16 protein-coding genes and 1 pseudogene are annotated in these 16,366 nt (G+C 47.9%); 7 read left to right on the top strand and 10 right to left on the bottom strand.

Annotated elements, in window-relative coordinates; all coding sequences use genetic code 11:
• Positions 1-65: 65 nt before the first annotated feature.
• Positions 66-710 carry an SDR family oxidoreductase gene (locus ACQE26_RS18560; RefSeq protein ID WP_500470263.1) on the top strand — a complete coding sequence of 215 codons (645 nt, stop codon included), beginning with the start codon at positions 66-68 and terminating at the stop codon, positions 708-710.
• 131 nt (positions 711-841) lie between these two features.
• A complete protein-coding gene (locus ACQE26_RS18555) occupies positions 842-2,383 on the top strand; it encodes a fatty acid--CoA ligase family protein (RefSeq protein ID WP_500470262.1) in 1,542 nt (513 codons plus the stop codon).
• 49 nt (positions 2,384-2,432) lie between these two features.
• Here the strand turns inward: ACQE26_RS18555 and ACQE26_RS18550 are convergent, their stop codons facing one another.
• The gene (locus ACQE26_RS18550; RefSeq protein ID WP_500470261.1) at positions 2,433-2,828 is read right to left on the bottom strand and encodes a YhfM domain-containing protein; all 396 of its coding nucleotides are present in this window, start codon (positions 2,826-2,828) and stop codon (positions 2,433-2,435) included.
• A gap of 154 nt (positions 2,829-2,982) precedes the next feature.
• Between ACQE26_RS18550 and ACQE26_RS18545 the strand changes: the two genes are divergently transcribed.
• On the top strand, positions 2,983-4,233 hold the full coding sequence (locus ACQE26_RS18545; protein WP_500470260.1) for a M48 family metallopeptidase: 1,251 nt from the start codon (positions 2,983-2,985) through the stop codon (positions 4,231-4,233).
• Positions 4,234-4,276: 43 nt separating this feature from the next.
• Here ACQE26_RS18545 and ACQE26_RS18540 read toward each other — a convergent pair whose 3' ends face one another.
• Positions 4,277-5,425 (bottom strand): S8 family peptidase, encoded by a 1,149-nt coding sequence (locus tag ACQE26_RS18540; protein WP_438421554.1) that lies wholly within the window; start codon positions 5,423-5,425, stop codon positions 4,277-4,279.
• A gap of 486 nt (positions 5,426-5,911) precedes the next feature.
• Here ACQE26_RS18540 and ACQE26_RS18535 point away from each other — a divergent pair, with 486 nt between their 5' ends.
• Positions 5,912-6,775 (top strand): ABC transporter substrate-binding protein, encoded by an 864-nt coding sequence (locus ACQE26_RS18535; protein WP_500470259.1) that lies wholly within the window; start codon positions 5,912-5,914, stop codon positions 6,773-6,775.
• A 15-nt stretch (positions 6,776-6,790) separates the two neighbouring features.
• Here ACQE26_RS18535 and ACQE26_RS18530 read toward each other — a convergent pair whose 3' ends face one another.
• From ACQE26_RS18530 to ACQE26_RS18500, 7 genes and pseudogenes are all read right to left on the bottom strand, one after another.
• The gene (locus tag ACQE26_RS18530) at positions 6,791-7,366 is read right to left on the bottom strand and encodes a histidine phosphatase family protein (protein WP_500470258.1); all 576 of its coding nucleotides are present in this window, start codon (positions 7,364-7,366) and stop codon (positions 6,791-6,793) included.
• A gap of 50 nt (positions 7,367-7,416) precedes the next feature.
• Positions 7,417-8,508 (bottom strand): acetyl-CoA C-acyltransferase, encoded by a 1,092-nt coding sequence (locus ACQE26_RS18525; protein WP_500470257.1) that lies wholly within the window; start codon positions 8,506-8,508, stop codon positions 7,417-7,419.
• The gene (locus ACQE26_RS18520; RefSeq protein WP_500470256.1) at positions 8,496-9,932 is read right to left on the bottom strand and encodes an acyl-CoA synthetase; all 1,437 of its coding nucleotides are present in this window, start codon (positions 9,930-9,932) and stop codon (positions 8,496-8,498) included. The genes ACQE26_RS18525 and ACQE26_RS18520 overlap by 13 nt, the downstream gene beginning before the upstream one ends.
• An 11-nt stretch (positions 9,933-9,943) precedes the next feature.
• Complete coding sequence (locus ACQE26_RS18515; protein ID WP_438421559.1) at positions 9,944-10,501, bottom strand: biotin transporter BioY; 558 nt, start codon at positions 10,499-10,501, stop codon at positions 9,944-9,946.
• 130 nt (positions 10,502-10,631) lie between these two features.
• On the bottom strand, positions 10,632-11,429 hold the full coding sequence (locus ACQE26_RS18510; protein WP_500471509.1) for a methyl-accepting chemotaxis protein: 798 nt from the start codon (positions 11,427-11,429) through the stop codon (positions 10,632-10,634).
• A gap of 9 nt (positions 11,430-11,438) precedes the next feature.
• A pseudogene (locus tag ACQE26_RS18505) lies at positions 11,439-11,813 on the bottom strand (protoglobin domain-containing protein); the annotation flags it as partial.
• Positions 11,814-12,044: 231 nt separating this feature from the next.
• Complete coding sequence (locus ACQE26_RS18500) at positions 12,045-13,568, bottom strand: FAD-dependent oxidoreductase (RefSeq protein ID WP_500470255.1); 1,524 nt, start codon at positions 13,566-13,568, stop codon at positions 12,045-12,047.
• Positions 13,569-13,691: 123 nt separating this feature from the next.
• Here ACQE26_RS18500 and ACQE26_RS18495 point away from each other — a divergent pair, with 123 nt between their 5' ends.
• Positions 13,692-14,549, top strand: a complete 858-nt coding sequence (locus ACQE26_RS18495; protein ID WP_007610477.1) for an SDR family oxidoreductase — start codon at positions 13,692-13,694, stop codon at positions 14,547-14,549.
• 29 nt (positions 14,550-14,578) lie between these two features.
• Here ACQE26_RS18495 and ACQE26_RS18490 read toward each other — a convergent pair whose 3' ends face one another.
• Positions 14,579-14,812, bottom strand: coding sequence for an IDEAL domain-containing protein (locus ACQE26_RS18490; protein WP_045925286.1), 234 nt, complete (start codon positions 14,810-14,812; stop codon positions 14,579-14,581).
• 316 nt (positions 14,813-15,128) lie between these two features.
• On the opposite strand from ACQE26_RS18490, the gene comK reads away from it, so the two are divergent.
• Together comK and ACQE26_RS18480 are read left to right on the top strand one after the other, a co-directional pair.
• Entirely contained in the window at positions 15,129-15,707 is a 579-nt protein-coding gene (comK, locus tag ACQE26_RS18485; protein ID WP_500470254.1) for a competence transcription factor ComK, read from the top strand.
• Between the two features lie 144 nt (positions 15,708-15,851).
• The gene (locus tag ACQE26_RS18480) at positions 15,852-16,223 is read left to right on the top strand and encodes an iron chaperone (RefSeq protein WP_500470253.1); all 372 of its coding nucleotides are present in this window, start codon (positions 15,852-15,854) and stop codon (positions 16,221-16,223) included.
• Positions 16,224-16,366 lie beyond the last annotated feature (143 nt).

Here is a 16,366-nt window from a genome sequence, read left to right as displayed (position 1 = left end):
CATGATTTGAATCAGTGCCCGTTTTTATGAAATGATAGAACCATAATAGATAGGGAGGGATCATGATGAAAGTATTTCTCATCGGAGCAAACGGACAGATCGGACAGCGGCTGACCGGGCTGTTTCAACAAGACGGCACCCATACGCTTCGGGCGATGGTCCGGAAAGAAGAGCAGAAAGAAGCGCTTCAAGCTGCGGGAACAGAAGCCGTTCTTGCGGATCTCGAAGGAAGTGCGGAAGACATCGCGAAAGCCGCCGAGGGCTGTGACGCGATGGTTTTTACCGCCGGATCAGGCGGAAGCACCGGATACGATAAGACGCTTTTGATTGATCTTGACGGAGCGGCAAAAGCGATAGAAGCGGCAAAGAAAGCCGGCATTAAGCGGTTTATTATGGTGAGCGCCCTTCAGGCTCATAACCGGGCCAACTGGAATGAATCGCTGAAGCCGTATTATGCCGCAAAGCATTATGCGGACAAAATTCTTGAAGCGAGCGGTTTGACGTATACGATTATCCGTCCCGGCGGACTATTAAATGATCCCGGAACGGGCAATATCAATGCCGCCGCCGATTTAGAAAGAGGCTCCATTTCAAGAGACGATGTCGCCAAGACCGTTATCGCATCCCTTAATGAACCGAATACGTATGAAAAGGCGTTCGATCTGACGGCGGGCAGCACGCCCATCGGAGAAGCGCTGAAACAATTATAGTTTCCGGTTTTACGGCACTCGGGGCTTTTAGCCCTTGAGTGTTTTTCTATATTTTTCTATAATGAAAGTGAACGTTTATTCCGGAGAAGTGAATGACTATTCATTCATTACATTTTTAAAGGGGTGGGAAAATGAATCTGGTTTCCAAATTGGAAGAAACGGCATCACAGAAACCGGAAAAACCAGCTTGTCTGTTTCAAGATCAGTACATGACGTATGAGGAGCTGGCAGGTAAAATCGAAGCATTTGCAAACGGATTGGAAGACAGGGGAATGAAAAAAGGGGATCATCTCGCTTTGCTGCTCGGAAATACGCCTGATTTTGTCATTGCGTTTTTCGGCGCGTTAAAAGCGGGAGTTGTCGTCATACCTGTTAATCCGGCATACACACCTTCAGAGATCGCATATATGCTGAAAAACGGCGATGTCAAAGCGATCGCCGGCATCGACCTTTTAATTCCCGTATTTGAAAGCCTGCACGGCTCACTGCCGCTAGTGGAGCATATCATCATCAGTCAGACCGCAGAGAACGCTCCATCGACAGAAGACCCTCAATTGCGCTTGAAAATGACAACGTTTACAAAAATGCTCCGTCCGGCGGAGCGCACCAGAACCTATCCGACATTGTCCCAAGATGATACTGCCGTCATTTTATATACCTCAGGGACGACGGGAAAACCGAAAGGCGCCATGCTCACCCATCAGAATCTTTTTTCCAACGCGAATGATGTCGCCGGATACTTAGGAATGAATGAGAAAGATAAAATTGTAGCCGCATTGCCGATGTTTCACGTTTTTTGTTTAACTGTTTGTATGAATGCGCCTCTGATGAGCGGAGCGTGTGTATTAATCGAGCCGCAATTCAGCCCGGCCTCTGTGTTTAAACTGATTAAACGCCGGCAGGCAACTATTTTTGCAGGCGTTCCGACGATGTATAACTACCTGTATCAATATGAGCACGGCAAGGCGGAGGATTTTGCGTCTATCAGGCTCTGCATTTCAGGCGGCGCTTCGATGCCGGTCGCTCTGCTGCAGACGTTTGAACAAACCTTTAATGTCACCATTTTGGAAGGATACGGACTTTCTGAAGCGTCTCCGGTTACTTGTTTCAATCCGTTTGACCGGGGGAGAAAGCCCGGCTCAATCGGGACGAATATTTTGCATGTCGAAAATAAAGTCGTTGATACGCTCGGTCGAGAACTGCCCGCCCATCAAGTGGGGGAATTGATTGTGAAAGGGCCGAATGTGATGAAAGGCTATTACAAGATGCCGGAGGAGACGGAACATGCGCTGAAGGACGGCTGGCTATACACTGGTGATTTGGCGAAGCGCGATGAAGACGGTTATTTTTATATCGTCGACAGAAAAAAAGATATGATTCTCGTCGGCGGATACAACGTCTATCCGCGCGAAGTAGAAGAAGTGCTCTACAGCCATGAGGGCATTAAAGAAGCCGTGGTCATCGGCGTTCCTGACGCCAAAACGGGGGAAGCGGTGCATGCTTATATAGTGCCTGCCGATGGTGAGCTGACAGAGCAGGCCGTTGTTGATTACTGTGAACAGCATTTAGCAAAATATAAGCGCCCGGCGGAAGTGGTTTTTCTTGATGAGATTCCGAAGAACGCGACCGGGAAGCTGCTGAGACGGGCGGTCCGGGACATGCTTCCGAAATGACAGACGAAAAGCGAAGCCGGGGGCTTCGCTTTTACATGAACTGATCCGGTCAGCTCTGCGATTCTTCCTTAATGATGCTTTGCACAAGCAACGTATCATGCCGGGTCAGTTTGTAATACGTGTTTTTATGCTTGTACGTCATATAATTGCCGCTTTCGAGCCACATGCTGAATGAATCAAAACGGTCTTCATGGTATTTGACCGTTCCGTTGTAATCGGGAGACACGCTTTTGGTCAGTTTGACTTGTTTTCCTTGGTTCAAGATATCGAGCATATCTTTTACATTCTGCCTGTCTTTAATTTTGATTTCTTTTTTGCCATGCTCAGACAGAATAATCAGATCTGCGTTGCTTGATGGAAACACATCGCCGGTCCGGCTGTATACATAGAAGAAAGCAATAACCAAAAGGGCGATTACTACAATAAATGCGATTATTTTTTTCATATTCATCACTCCGTCTTTTAGTCTTTCCCGCTTCCTGTTGTTCCATTCTTTTCTGTTGTGAAAAGATTAACATCCGTTTCGGAGGCTTGGTTCTATTTATTTGCATTTATGCTTACAATAGGAGTAAGTCATAAGGGTAAGGAGGGTGACTTCCATGCGCAAATGGATTGCGGCATCGGGACTTGCCTATGTGCTGTACGGCCTTTTTTTCTATTGGTATTTCTTTATGACAGGAGACTCCGCAGTCCCGGAGGTCGTAAAGGGAACGAAAGCCGATCCGGCCTCGTTTATGGACCCGGGCCGCCTGGCAGCCGCTGAAAACTATTCAAATGTAAAGGATTTTCTGTTTTTTATCGGGTCGCCGTTAGATTGGTTTTTATTTTTTCTGCTGCTCATTACTGGGCTTGCCAAAAAAATAAAGCAATGGCTGGAAGCAGCGGTGCGCTTTCAGGTGCTGCAAATCGTAAGCTTCGTATTTGTCATTTCACTCATCGTTACGGCGGCTTCGCTTCCGCTTGAGTGGATCGGCTATCGGGTTTCGCTTGCGTATCATATTTCGACCCAGACCGCAACAAGCTGGATCAGAGACCATGTCATTGATTTCTGGATCAGTTTTCCGCTGTTTGCCGCGTGTGTGCTTGTGTTTTACTGGCTGATCACAAAGCATACAAAAAAATGGTGGTTTTACGCATGGTGTCTGACCGTGCCGTTTACCCTGTTCTTGTTTTTCCTGCAGCCGGTCGTCATTGATCCTTTATACAATGATTTTTATCCGCTGAAAGACAAGGAGCTGGAAAGCAAAATTTTGTCGCTTGCCGACAAGGCCGATATTCCCGCCAGCCATGTTTATGAAGTGAATATGTCGGAGAAAACGAACGCGCTGAATGCGTATGTGACGGGCATCGGTTCGAATAAGCGCATCGTTTTGTGGGATACGACTCTTAACAAACTGAAGGATCCGGAAATTTTGTTCATAATGGGGCATGAGATGGGGCACTATGTGATGAAGCACGTGTACATCGGACTTGCCGGGTATCTGCTGCTGTCATTGGCCGGGTTCTATATCATTGACAAGCTTTACAGGCGGCTGGCGAAATCCTTCAGCCGGATGCTTCATATAGAGGGGCCTAAAGATCTGGCCGCTCTCCCGCTGTTATTGCTGCTCATCTCCGTGCTCAGTTTTGCTTCTGATCCGATTACGAATGCCGTCTCCCGGTATCAGGAAAACGCCGCCGACCGTTACGGCATCGAGCTGACCGGAAACCGGGAAGCGGCGATTGAGACGTTTCAGGATTTAGCCGTTACGGGACTGAGCCGGGTCAATCCTCCGTTTCTCGTCAAGGTTTTCAAAGGGAGCCATCCATCGATTATGGAGCGGATTGAACATGCGGAGGAAGAAAAATAATAAAAAACCGGCGGGGCCAAGGCCGACGCCGGTTTTTTATGTTTTACTGAGCTGCCGCCTGTACGTTGATCAGCCCTTTTCCGTAGTAGAAAGCATCACCAAGTTTTGTAGTGGTGTTTTCTAAACTGCTGCGGACTTGAGTGGTTGTCCAGTTCGGATGCTTAGAAAGAATTAAAGCAGCCGCTCCGGCAACGTGCGGAGATGCCATTGACGTACCGTTGTACGCGCCGTATTTGTTTCCAGGAAGCGTGCTTTGGATCGATACGCCAGGTGCCATGACATCAAGCTCAGAACCTACGCTTGAGAAAGATGCTCTTTGGTTGCTGCTGTCAACAGCGCCAACCGCAATGACAGAAGGGTATTTACCAGGGTAGCCCACTGTGCTTGAGCCGCCGGAAGTGCCTTCGTTACCGGCTGCCGCAACGACTACGACGCCGGAAGCAACGGCTTTGTCAACAGCCGCTTTTAACGCTGCAGAACCAGAAGGTCCTCCGAGGCTCATATTAATAACGTCCATTTTGTTTGCGATCGCCCACTCAATTCCGTTAATGATCCAGCTGTACTGACCGGAACCGTCAGCGCCGAGAACCTTTACCGCGTAAAGGGATGCGCTTGGCGCAACGCCTAATACACCGATTGAGTTATTAAGAGCCGCAACTGTGCCGGCAACGTGAGTTCCGTGAGAGTTGTTGTCTTGGAAAGGATTTGTTTCAGAAGGAACCATGCTGGCTCCGCCTGCCACCTTTAAATCAGGATGAGAAGAATCGATACCACTGTCGATAACCGCTACTTTAACATTTGATCCGGTGAAGCCTTGAGAGTGCAGAGCAGGGGCTTTGATTTGAGATACGCCGTAAGGCACGGATTGCGCGTACGCTTTTGCAACGTGATCTTCTTCAACGTAAGCGACGCTAGGGTCTTTTTTCAGCTCTTTTACAGCTTTTTCATTTAATGTAGCTGAAGCTGCGTCTACATATTTGAATTGCTTCTGTACTTTTCCGCCTTTTTCAGAAATGACATCTTTCTTCTTAGCGGCGCTCATCGTGCTCATTGTCTGTTTGAACCCGACAATATATTTCTTTTCCCCGTTTGATTTTCCTGCCGCCTGGGCAGAAGACGTGCTGCCGAACGCCATCGTAAAGATTAACGCTAAAGCAAACAGCAAACTGATCCATACCTTTTTGCCTCTCACTCTTTATCCTCTCCTTTTTTTCATTTGCAGAATAACCAATATACAGACTATTCTGTGGATTAATTGTATAGTATGGAATAATATTTTAGTAGACCCAATTTTTTCATCCTGTTTTATTTCTATTTAGGTATATCAACTCTCTTTCATTTAGTAGGAACCCGAAATATTTAAATTTTAATGGAAAAAACCGATGGAAGGACATGAGTAAATGTACACAAGCGCAATGACTCGCTTGTTTACTGGGTCGAATGTTTTGCTTCCATTTTTGGATGCTGCGCCAAAAACAGGATAAATGTCACTTTTTGTTGAATGCAGAAGACTGATGGACGTGAAAACAGAATGAGAAAAAGCTTCAGCATGAATCAGCCTTTGACTTCCTTGGTGGAGAATAGCCATGAAACCATTTTATAAAAATAATGATTATGAATATCATTGATGCTTATCTTGCTCATGATATAATTGCGGAAAAACGAAAGAGGGGAACAGATGAAACGATTCAGTATGCTGATGCTGATCTTGGCCGTCCTCTTCATATCGGCATGTTCAGGGCCGGAGCATGAGACTGCCATCAGACATGATCTGGGGACATCACATGTGGCAGCGCATCCGAAGCGCGTCGCCGTGCTGAATCCGGGCTTTAATGATACCCTAGATGATCTCGGCATAAAGCCTGTGGCTGCGGCCGATAACCGGTCAGCGCGAAACGCCGGCACCCGGTCACATCCCGACCTGAAAAAGATCGCTTCGCTGAAACCCGATCTCATCATTGCGGACTCAGACCTGCACAGAGGGATATACGATAAGCTGACGGAGATCGCTCCGACAATCGCTTTAAAAAATGAAGATGCGGATTATCAGGATGCTGTTGACGCCGCCCTTACCATTGAAAAGGCGGCCGGTAAAGAGGGCATCATAGAGAAACAGTTGTCGGCTCAAGAAGAAAAGCTGAATGACATCAAAAGAAAACTGGATGCAGAAGGCGCCTCGATTTTAATAATGAACGCTGTAAACGGCAGCTTTTTCGTAAAGGATGATCAGTTTTTTACGTCCCGGCTTTTAACGCTCGCAGGGTTTACCTATGCGGTCCAGACAGCTTCCGGCGGAAAATCTGAGCCTATCAAAATGACGCCCGGGAAGCTTTTGCATATCGATCCTGATTACATCGTGCTGTTGGACGGAGAGAAAGAATTCGAAAAGAATCCGATCTGGAAACAGCTTAAAGCCGTGAAAAACGGACATGTTTACCGCGCAGACAGGGCGGTTTGGACGGAACGCCGGAGTATTGACGGTGCGGCCGCCATATTACATGATCTGCAGGAAAAAATGCCCGCTAAAAAGGCCCGGCATTGAATGCGGGCCTTTTTGCTATGATTCTGAAAGGTGGCTGCTTACATTGTAATCCTTGACGCGCCACTGATCTTCAATCCGTTCAATATTGCTCAGACAAGCATTGACAAGCTTTGCGTTTTGTATGTCGGTGTCACCGTCAGAAATGGCGGACAAGAGGGCGTGAATGGCTGCGCCGTGAGCGACGATCAGTACTTTTTGATCAGGGAAGCGCTCCTGAACTTTCACTAAACCGGCCAGCATTCTGTCTGTCAGCTCCTCTGCGGTCTCCATATTCGGATAGTTTTTATCCGGATAGCGCTTCGACCGTTCCGGTAAAGACATTCCTTCCGCATCCCCATAGCTCCGTTCTCTGAAATCTTCCATGACGACGATGGGCAGATTCAGAAATCCATTAATGATGTCGGCTGTTTTTCTGGCCCGTTTCATCGGGCTTGAGACGATGATATCCCATTTGAAGCCTTTTAAGTATTCTCCTGTTTCTTTCGCCTGACGCTCTCCCGTCGCATTTAACGGAATATCCGATTTGCCTTGAAGCTTCTTTTGGGCGTTCCAATCAGTTTCTCCATGTCTTACTAAACAAACGGCAGTCATAAAGTCTCCACTCCGATCATTTTTTATCGATATCATCTATTATACTGCCGTTACGTTAACACTTCAAAGAGAAGCGCCAGTCCGACTCCGCCTCCGCTGCCGATCGCTGCTGCTGCAAATCGGGCATCCGGCCGCCTTTTTGCTTCATAAAAAAGCCGGGTGACAAGCGCCGCTCCGGAAGCCCCGTACGGATGTCCGACGGCCAGAGCGCCGCCCCGGACATTTATTTTAGAATACGGCACTTGAAGCTGCTGTGAAAAGACGCATATTTTGACGGCAAACGCCTCGTTTATTTCGTATATACCAATGTCATCGGGTGACAGGTCCCGCTCCGTCAGCAGTTTTTGGACGGCATACACCGGAGCTGCTGAAGGATAATGCGGATGGACGCCGCTTACCGCGCTTCCGATAAAACGCAATCCCGGCTTTAAACCGAGAGACCGCGCTTTTTGTTCTTCCATCACACAGACTGCCGCCGCCCCGTCAGAAATTCCGCAGCTGTTGGCGGCGGTGACAGAGCCTCCGGGCTGAAAGACGGGTTTGGCGCGGGCGATGAGAGGCTCCATGTTCCGCTTTTTTTGCATGTTTTCGTCAGCATCGAATCCGCGAAAGGGGAGGATCTCCCGGCGGTACAGGCCGTCTTCGTGCGCTTTGACGCTCCGTTCATAGCTGAGAAGGGCATATTCGTCCTGCATCTTTCTCGTTACCCCGTAAGCCTGTGCCGTATACTCGGCTGCTATGCCCATATCAGGATCGCCGATATGTTCAGGAGAAAAACGCGCGCGCGATGAGAAAGGGGAGCGGCTGCTGCTCTCCGCTCCTCCCGCGATATACGTGCTCCCTGCGCCGGCTTTAACAAAATGACACGCGATTCTCACGGCATCAAGCCCAGAGCCGCACTGTCTGTCGATGGTCGTCCCGGACACGCTCAAAGGAAGTCCGGCTGCCAAGGCTGACAGCCGGGCGAGGTTTCCGCCGCGGCCCGTCGCGTTTCCGATCAGGACTTCATCAATGTCTTCGGGTGTGTTCCGGCTCAAATGGCGGATCAGCGGAGCGGCTAAATCCTCAGGAAGACAGTCCTTTAACAGGCCGTTTTCCCGGGCAAAAATCGTCCGTTTCGCATCCGTAATTACCGCTTCCATTCCATCATGTCCTTTGCCTGCTTTTGTATGGCGGCACGGGCGATCTTTCCGCCGGCTGTTTCCGGTATTTCTGAAAACAGCCATTTTTTCGGGATTTTATATGCCGCCAGCTGTTCGCGGCACCGTTTCTTTAGTTCCTTTACATCCGCATGTCCGTCGATCACCGCAACGGCGATGCTGCCCCAATAGGCATCAGGCACACCGGTTACGGCTGCTTTTCTGACGCCCGGACAGCCGTTGAGCACACGTTCAATCTCTTCAGGAAACACGTTCAGGCCGCCGGATACGATCATCCCGTTTTCACGTCCTTCGATATATAGATAGCCGTCACTGTCGACATACCCCATGTCATCAACCGTCATCCAACCGGAATCATCAGGCTTTGCGCCGCCGATGTATCCCGAAAATTTCATCGGGCTGTTCACAAAAATCTTCCCCGTTTCGCCCGGCATGCAGCGCTCTCCTCCGGGACGGCGGATTTCGATTTTAACATGATCAAACGGCCGGCCCGCCGCATTTGGCTTTTTTGCGCCGTCTTCAGGCGATAAGAAAGCCACGAAACTCAGCTCGGACGTTCCGTAAAAATCATATAACCGCAAATGAGGATAGCGGTCTGACAGCGCTTGTTTAGACGAAGCGGGCCAGTCTGCACCGGAAGAAATCACCTTGAGCGGTTTATCCGGAAACGCTTCTGCCGAGAGCAGGGCGTCGGTCATTGTCGGTACGGTATACAGAACATCAGCTTGTCTCAGCCGGTCTTTCATTCCGGCCGGGTTGAATTTTCTTTGAAGGATGACGGTTCCGCCGATAAACAAAGTGCTGACGGCGCCGTACAAAAAGTGTGATGAGCGCAGCGTGCCCGGTACCAGCACTTTGTCATCAGGGGAAATGCCGAATTCACGTTTCGTACAAGAAAAGCTCTCCAGCCACGAACGGTGGGAGCGGGTGAAGGCTTTCGGCTTTCCGGTCGAACCCGAGGTGAACCCGGTATAAAAGGGCAGGCCGGCGTTTTTGATAAAGGCGCCTTCTGTGTTCTCCGCCTCGATACAAGATCTGCATTCATCCCACAGAATGACGGGTGTTTTGACACCGTTCAATCTGCCGCTCAGCCGGCGGTCACAGATGACGAGATCGGTTTTGCTGATGTGCAGCTGATCCGCGAATTCCGCTGCTGTCGAGCGGGGATCTAACGGAACCGCCGTGCAGCCGGCATGCGCCGCGCCTGCGAATAGTTGTAAAAAAGGGATTTCATTCGGCAGTAATATTGCAATGTTTTTCGGCTTACCTGAAAGGCTGCCAAGCCAGTTTGCGGTTTGGTTTACTAGCCTGTTCCAGGTTTGATAGTTGATCTGTTCTGTTTCTGTCTGAATGGCGATCTGTTCCGGCGCTTGTCCGGCTGTATCTGAATATGATGATGTAATCATGATGAGTAAAATCAGCTTCCTTTCGTCGGCAAAAGCCGGCTTGCTTGAAGAGTTTTTCTGATTCTTACGGCTGCGAATGAGGCTGCGGCCGCTTTAAGCAGATCTCCGGGCACATAGATGAGGCTGAGCTTTACGGCAGTCAAGATATCAATGTGCATCATAAAAGCCTGAACGGGAATGCCGATGATATACAAAAACAGCACGCCGAACAAAAACTGTCTGATAAACAAATGGGGTGCGCTGGCTGAGCGAAGGTTTCGGATGCTGAGGCTAAGCAGGAATGCCGCAAGCGGATATGCGGCGAGATATCCGGCGCTCGGCCCGAAAAAAACCCCGAACCCGCCTCTTCCGCCCGAAAGGAGAGGCGCTCCGCATGCCACAATCAGCAAAAACAGCAATTGGCTTAAAAACGCGGCTTTCGGTTTTAGGATGCTTCCTGATAAAAGCACACCGATCGTCTGGAGTGTAATCGGAACCGGCGTAAAGGATAAGAAAAGAGGGGGGAGAAGCCCCAAAAGTCCCATAATGGCGGTAAACACGGCAATATGCATCATTTCTGTCAATTTCATTATGTATTCCTCCAGCTTATCAAAATATGTTTATACAATAAAGCGAGTCTTTATATATGTCAACATCATTATATTTTTGGTTTACATTAAAAAGACCGGCCCTTTATAAAAAAGGCCGGCCGGTTTATCTTTATTCTTCTGTGAGGATAACAAGTGAATCAACGGATGATGCAACGTGGGAAACGGCGCGGCTGACTTCTTGAAGGCCGCCGAGAAAAGCCTGTAAATCAACGTCGATTTTGCCTGTCTGATCTTTGCTCGTTTTCATGCTTTGGACGATGTCATCAAACAGACGGTTGATCTGCATCATTTTTTCTTTCGTTTCACCCACAAGTCCGTTTACATCTTTAATATGTTTGGATACGATGTTGATTTGTGTATTGGTATTGTTCACAAGCTCTGATACGGTGGAAACGGTTTTTTTCGTATCCTCTGAAAGCTTTCTTACTTCCGTTGCGACAACCGCGAAGCCTTTGCCGTGCTCCCCGGCTCTCGCAGATTCTATTGAAGCGTTTAATGACAGGAGATTCGTTTGCTCGGCGATCCCCGTCACGATGCCGAAGATTTTTTCGATTTGCTGGGCAATGTCATTCAGCTTATCCATTTCTTCTTCAATATGCAGAAGGCTGGAGTCGATTTTATTCAATTGCTTCTGCTGGCTTTCAAGTTCTTTTTTTCCGCCGATTGACTTTTCTTCTACATGTACGGAAGTGACGGTGCCGGCTTTTGACGCCTCGGAAATGTCCTCTGATTTATCGACCAGCTCCTGCACGGCTCTGCTCGTTTCTGAAAACAGATCAGCGAGTGATCCGGATGTTTCCTGAATTTTTTGATGAAGACGGGCTTTCTTTTCTTCTTGCTCGTCCCGCTGGCAGTTATATTCGGTCTGGAACGCTTCAAGGACGAGCTGCTGTTCGAGATTCAGTATTTTCGTCGTCGCTTTGATCGCTTTTAAAAGCTCATGCAAATCCGGGATGGAAGCTTCATATATGTTCATCATCGACAGAAGCAGATCCTGAAACGCCCCCATATACCATTTCGGTTCAAGGCCGATCCGCAAATGTATGGAAGCGATGCGCTGTCTTTTCTCAATGAATTCATCATCAATCGTGCCGGCGAACATTTCGTGGATGTGACGGCGTAATGTTTTTTTCAGGCGCTCGACCGTGCTGTGGTCGTTAATGATCGTCATTAATGATTTTTCGTGATCCAGGTTTCGGTAAAAGGAATCCACGATGGTGGAAATATGTTCTTTGATTAACGGCTGCAGCTCTTCAAGCACATGGAGCTCTTCGTTTCCAAGCCTGACCATTTTCAGCTGCTTTTTGACATCTGCATATTGATTTGAAAGCTCGATGCGTTTTTTGCCGTCGGCTTCTGAAAAATAAGCTGTTTCTTTTTTGCGGTCTTTTTTAAATAACAATATTAGTTCCTCCAGATATTCTCTTTTTCTTTTTATCGGTTTGGAAGGAACTTGAATGAAGGAATCTGGTAAAAATATTTTAATGCAAAAAAATAAAACCATTCATACAGAATGGTTCAGTTAATCTTGCGTGATACGCTTCAGCGGCTTGACGGCGGGACCTTCGGCAACCCCGCCTTCAGGTGTGAACCGGGAGCCGTGACAAGGGCAGTCCCACGTCCGTTCGCCGTCATTCCATTCAACCTCACAGCCTAAATGGGTGCATGTCGTGTCGACAAGATGCAAGCAGCCTTTTTCATCTTTATAGGCGCCGGCCCGTTTGCCGTTTACGGTTACGATTTTTCCCTCTCCGGGCTGAAGGGACTCAGGTGAAGCGTCCGGCCTTTCAAGTTTGCCCGAGATAAGGTGTTTGGCTACGTCGGCATTATAGGAAATCAGTTTTTTCAGCCCCGGATCTGCGTGGAAACGTGACGGGATAAACAGGCCGGAAAACGGGTTCTTTTTGTTTTGGATATGATCGGCTAAAAGCTTCGCCGCAAGGGCTGAGCTTGTCATGCCCCATTTTTTAAAACCGGTCGCCGCCAAAATATATTCTTCATCGCCTGAGATCGGACCGATGAACGGGATTTTGTCAATGGTGACAAGGTCTTGTGCAGACCAATGATATGGGATGCTTTCGACTCCGATTGTGTCTTCTGCAAATTGTTTCAGCGCTTCGTAATGCTCGGACATTTCTTTTCCTTGGCCTGTTTTGTGGCTTTCGCCTCCGACGAGCACCAGTTTTTCACCGTTCAGCTCTGTATAGCGCAGTGATCTGGACGGCTTGTCTATGCTGAGAAACATGCCGTCAGGATACGCTTGCTTCGGTTTTACCGCCAGCACGTAGGATCTGCTGGCATACATTCTGGCGGCATAAAGCCCTCCGCCGTCATAAAAAGGAAAGTGGGAGGAGCAGACAATGTAGCGGCACTTGATGCCGTGTCTGTTTTTCGTGACCACCTCAGGCTGCGGTTCTTTTTTAATGTCAATTGCCGCCGTCTGTTCAAAAATCCGCGCCCCGTTTTTGACCATTTCTTTCACAAGCGCCGCGCCATATAAAAGCGGATGAAATTGCGCCTGATTCTTCATGGCAAGGCCGAGCCTGCAATCAACGGGGACGGGAAGTTCTTTCACAAGCTCGTGTTCAATGCCGAGCTTGGTGTAGGCTTCCTGCTCGCTGCGGATTTTTTTGACGCCGGATTCCGTATTCGTGTAAATATACGCGTCTTGTTCAATCAGCCTGCAGTCAATCGAAAGGTCCTTGATGATCTGCTTCATGTCTTCCATAGCGCGAAGATGGGCTTCGAAATAGAGCCTTGCGCTGGTCAGTCCGATCTGCTGAATTAGATCGGCATAGATGAAATCATGCTGGGCGGTGATTTTTGCGGTCGTGCCCGCGGTCGTCCCGTTTAAAATCCGGTCTGCTTCAATGACAGCGACACGGAAGCCTCTTTTCGTCAGCTCGTATGCTGTTGTCAGGCCCGTAATTCCTCCGCCGATAACCGCAACGTCGCATTCCGTATCTTCAGTCAGGGCGGGAAAGGAAGGAATGTCAGCTGTTGCTTTCCAATAGGAAGCAGATTCCTCGTTTGAAAAAGCAGTCATTTCAAATTACCTCCTCTATTGTATATTCTTAATTTTTCCAATAAGTCTATATTCATACATGAAAGTCGTATAAGATGCTCAAATTACTCATAATATAGTAATTAATGTAAAGGAGTGATTAAATTGGCGAATCAGAAGAAGAAAACCTTGCCGCCGCAGCATCAAAACCGGCAGCCGGGCTTTGAATATGTAATGGACCCGCGCCCTGTGTTTGACAAACCGAAAGCGGCGAAAAAACTTGAAGGAAAAACTGCGATTATCACGGGCGGAGACAGCGGAATCGGACGCGCCGTATCCGTTTTGTTCGCGAAGGAAGGCGCAAATGTGGTCATCGTTTACTTTGATGAGCATCAGGACGCCGAAGAGACGAAGCAATATGTAGAAAAAGAGGGGGCAAAGTGTCTGCTGATCGCAGGTGATGTCGGCGACGAAGCCTTTTGCAACGATGTCATCCGTCAGGCGGGCCAAGCCTTTCCTTCCATTGACATCTTAGTCAACAATGCGGGTGAGCAGCACGTGCAGCCGGGGATTGAGAAAATCACGAGCCATCAGCTCATCAGAACGTTTCAGACGAATATTTTTTCAATGTTTTACTTAACGAAAGCCGCGCTCCCTCATTTGAAAAAAGGAAGTTCAATCATTAATACGGCCTCCATTACCGCCTACAAAGGCCACAAAACATTGATTGACTATTCAGCGACAAAAGGGGCGATCGTCACGTTTACAAGATCTCTGTCCCAGTCTCTTGTCACTCAGGGGATCAGGGTGAACGCAGTGGCGCCGGGGCCGATCTGGACGCCGCTCATTCCGGCGAGCTTCTCGGCGAAGGAAGTGGAAGTCTTCGGCTCAGACGTGCCGATGCAGCGCCCGGGAGAGCCTGTTGAAGTGGCACCGAGCTATTTATACTTAGCAAGCGATGATTCTTCTTATGTCACGGGACAGACAATTCATGTGAACGGCGGCACCATCGTAAACGGATAATATAAAAAAGCCAATCCATATGGATTGGCTTATTCACTCTGTTTGAGTGCAGCATATTCTTTAGAAAGCGTAAGGAACGCTTCTTTATTTTTATCATCAAGCGCTTTATCAATCTGTTTTGTCAGCGTGTGGAGCCGGCGTTTATACAAGGATTCGTCGAGCACCATTTGAATGTAAATATCGGCCATTGTCACATCGAATTCATTTGCTTTTTGCGTGTTGCGGGACTTCATGAGCTCAGTGTACGATTTTTTCTCTTTCATAAAGAATCCCCCCAATGCCTTTTTTATAGTATATGGATAACAGCCGGAAAAATCAATTAATTTTTATAATCTTTAGACAACTAATACTTGGAAATATATCGACATATCCTGCAAACTGACGAAAAATTGAAAAATAACATTGTATAAATGTGGTGAAAACGAAATTGAAAAATAATATTTAAGTAGTAAATTAAGACTAAATTATATCTTGAAAAGGTGATTTTTAGCTATATTCAAAAAAAACCTGTCGTTTTCCGATGACAGATGATAGATTATTAGTATAAATTTTCAAGAAAAGGATTGGAGGCTGCACATTATGTGCCAGAAAACACACGCACCCTTAGAAAGCTACGAAGTAAATCGTTCAACCATCGCTGTTTTGCCTGAGGAAATAGACGGTAAAATGGGGTCGAAGATCATTGAAAAAGATTGCATTCTGTATGTCAGCATGAAGCCGATTCACATCATTGACAGAAGCTGCCGCTACTTTGGCTCGAGCTACGCCGGGAGAAAAGCGGGAACGTATGAAGCGATTAAAATTTCTCACAAGCCGCCGATTATGGTGGACCCTTCAAATCACATCTTTTTATTCCCTACACTTTCTTCTACAAGGCCTCAATGCGGCTGGATATCTCATGTGCATGTTAAAGATTTTCAGCCGACCGCATTCGATGATACAGCGGTCACATTCTCAAACGGCAAAACGATGGAGCTGGAAGTATCTTATCATTCTTTTGAAAACCAGGTTTACAGAACCGCCTATCTCAGAACCACTTTTCAGGACAGGATGGGCAGTCATATCCCGAAGCGGCAGGAATTCATGCTGTACCCGAAAGAAGAGCGGACTAAAATGATTTACGACTTTATTTTGCGGGAGCTGGGGGAGAGATATTAGAGAAAGCTGTGATGTGAAGGGACGGGCCCTTTCCTTTTTGGAGAGGGCTTTTTTGATTTACATGCCCGGGCAGAGTTGTATCGTCTCCGTCTGTTGGCTATGATGGTGGAAAGAGAAATGACATTTTATTTAGGAGGGATGGGCATGGATGTATTTGCAAAATATGTATCAGGAATCGACAACCCGGATCACCGGCTCAAACTAGAGGAAATCTTGTCTTGGACGGCTGACCGATTCCCGAATTTACAGCCGCAGATCAAGTGGAATACGCCGATGTTTACTGATCACGGCACCTTTATTATCGGCTTTGCAGCAGCGAAGCATCATCTAAGTGTTTCCCCCGAAGAAGCGGGGATTGCGCACTTTGCCGATGACATCGCCCGCGCCGGCTACAGCGCCACTTCCCGTTTGTTCAGAATTCAATGGACTGATCCGGTGCATTATGATCTGCTTGAAAGCATGATTCAATTTAATATTCAGGAGAAGGCAGACTGTTCAGGGTTTTGGCGGAAATGAACGAAAAAATATTAAAGCACAAACCTGATCAGGAGCTTTTTTATGAAAAGTAATCCTAAGGGATTTGCGTTCCCGGCGGAGGATCATCATGCGTTCATCGCCTGAATACCCGGGTTCGGCGACCGCCCCGGTTTAAAATGGCT

This window comes from Bacillus sp. 5RYD7K, from assembly GCF_059831465.1.
Note: the sequence above shows the minus strand (reverse complement) of the source record. Positions and strands in the feature narration are given on the sequence as shown.

Coding starts and splice junctions, on each gene's coding strand:
- ACQE26_RS18515 (WP_438421559.1), bottom strand. CDS start 10,501: ATGAAATTGACAGAAATGATGCATATTGCCGTGTTTACCGCCATTATG.
- ACQE26_RS18555 (WP_500470262.1), top strand. CDS start 842: ATGAATCTGGTTTCCAAATTGGAAGAAACGGCATCACAGAAACCGGAA.
- ACQE26_RS18535 (WP_500470259.1), top strand. CDS start 5,912: ATGAAACGATTCAGTATGCTGATGCTGATCTTGGCCGTCCTCTTCATA.
- ACQE26_RS18500 (WP_500470255.1), bottom strand. CDS start 13,568: ATGACTGCTTTTTCAAACGAGGAATCTGCTTCCTATTGGAAAGCAACA.
- ACQE26_RS18550 (WP_500470261.1), bottom strand. CDS start 2,828: ATGAAAAAAATAATCGCATTTATTGTAGTAATCGCCCTTTTGGTTATT.
- ACQE26_RS18525 (WP_500470257.1), bottom strand. CDS start 8,508: ATGGAAGCGGTAATTACGGATGCGAAACGGACGATTTTTGCCCGGGAA.
- ACQE26_RS18490 (WP_045925286.1), bottom strand. CDS start 14,812: ATGAAAGAGAAAAAATCGTACACTGAGCTCATGAAGTCCCGCAACACG.
- comK (WP_500470254.1), top strand. CDS start 15,129: ATGTGCCAGAAAACACACGCACCCTTAGAAAGCTACGAAGTAAATCGT.
- ACQE26_RS18530 (WP_500470258.1), bottom strand. CDS start 7,366: ATGACTGCCGTTTGTTTAGTAAGACATGGAGAAACTGATTGGAACGCC.
- ACQE26_RS18480 (WP_500470253.1), top strand. CDS start 15,852: ATGGATGTATTTGCAAAATATGTATCAGGAATCGACAACCCGGATCAC.
- ACQE26_RS18520 (WP_500470256.1), bottom strand. CDS start 9,932: ATGATTACATCATCATATTCAGATACAGCCGGACAAGCGCCGGAACAG.
- ACQE26_RS18560 (WP_500470263.1), top strand. CDS start 66: ATGAAAGTATTTCTCATCGGAGCAAACGGACAGATCGGACAGCGGCTG.
- ACQE26_RS18545 (WP_500470260.1), top strand. CDS start 2,983: ATGCGCAAATGGATTGCGGCATCGGGACTTGCCTATGTGCTGTACGGC.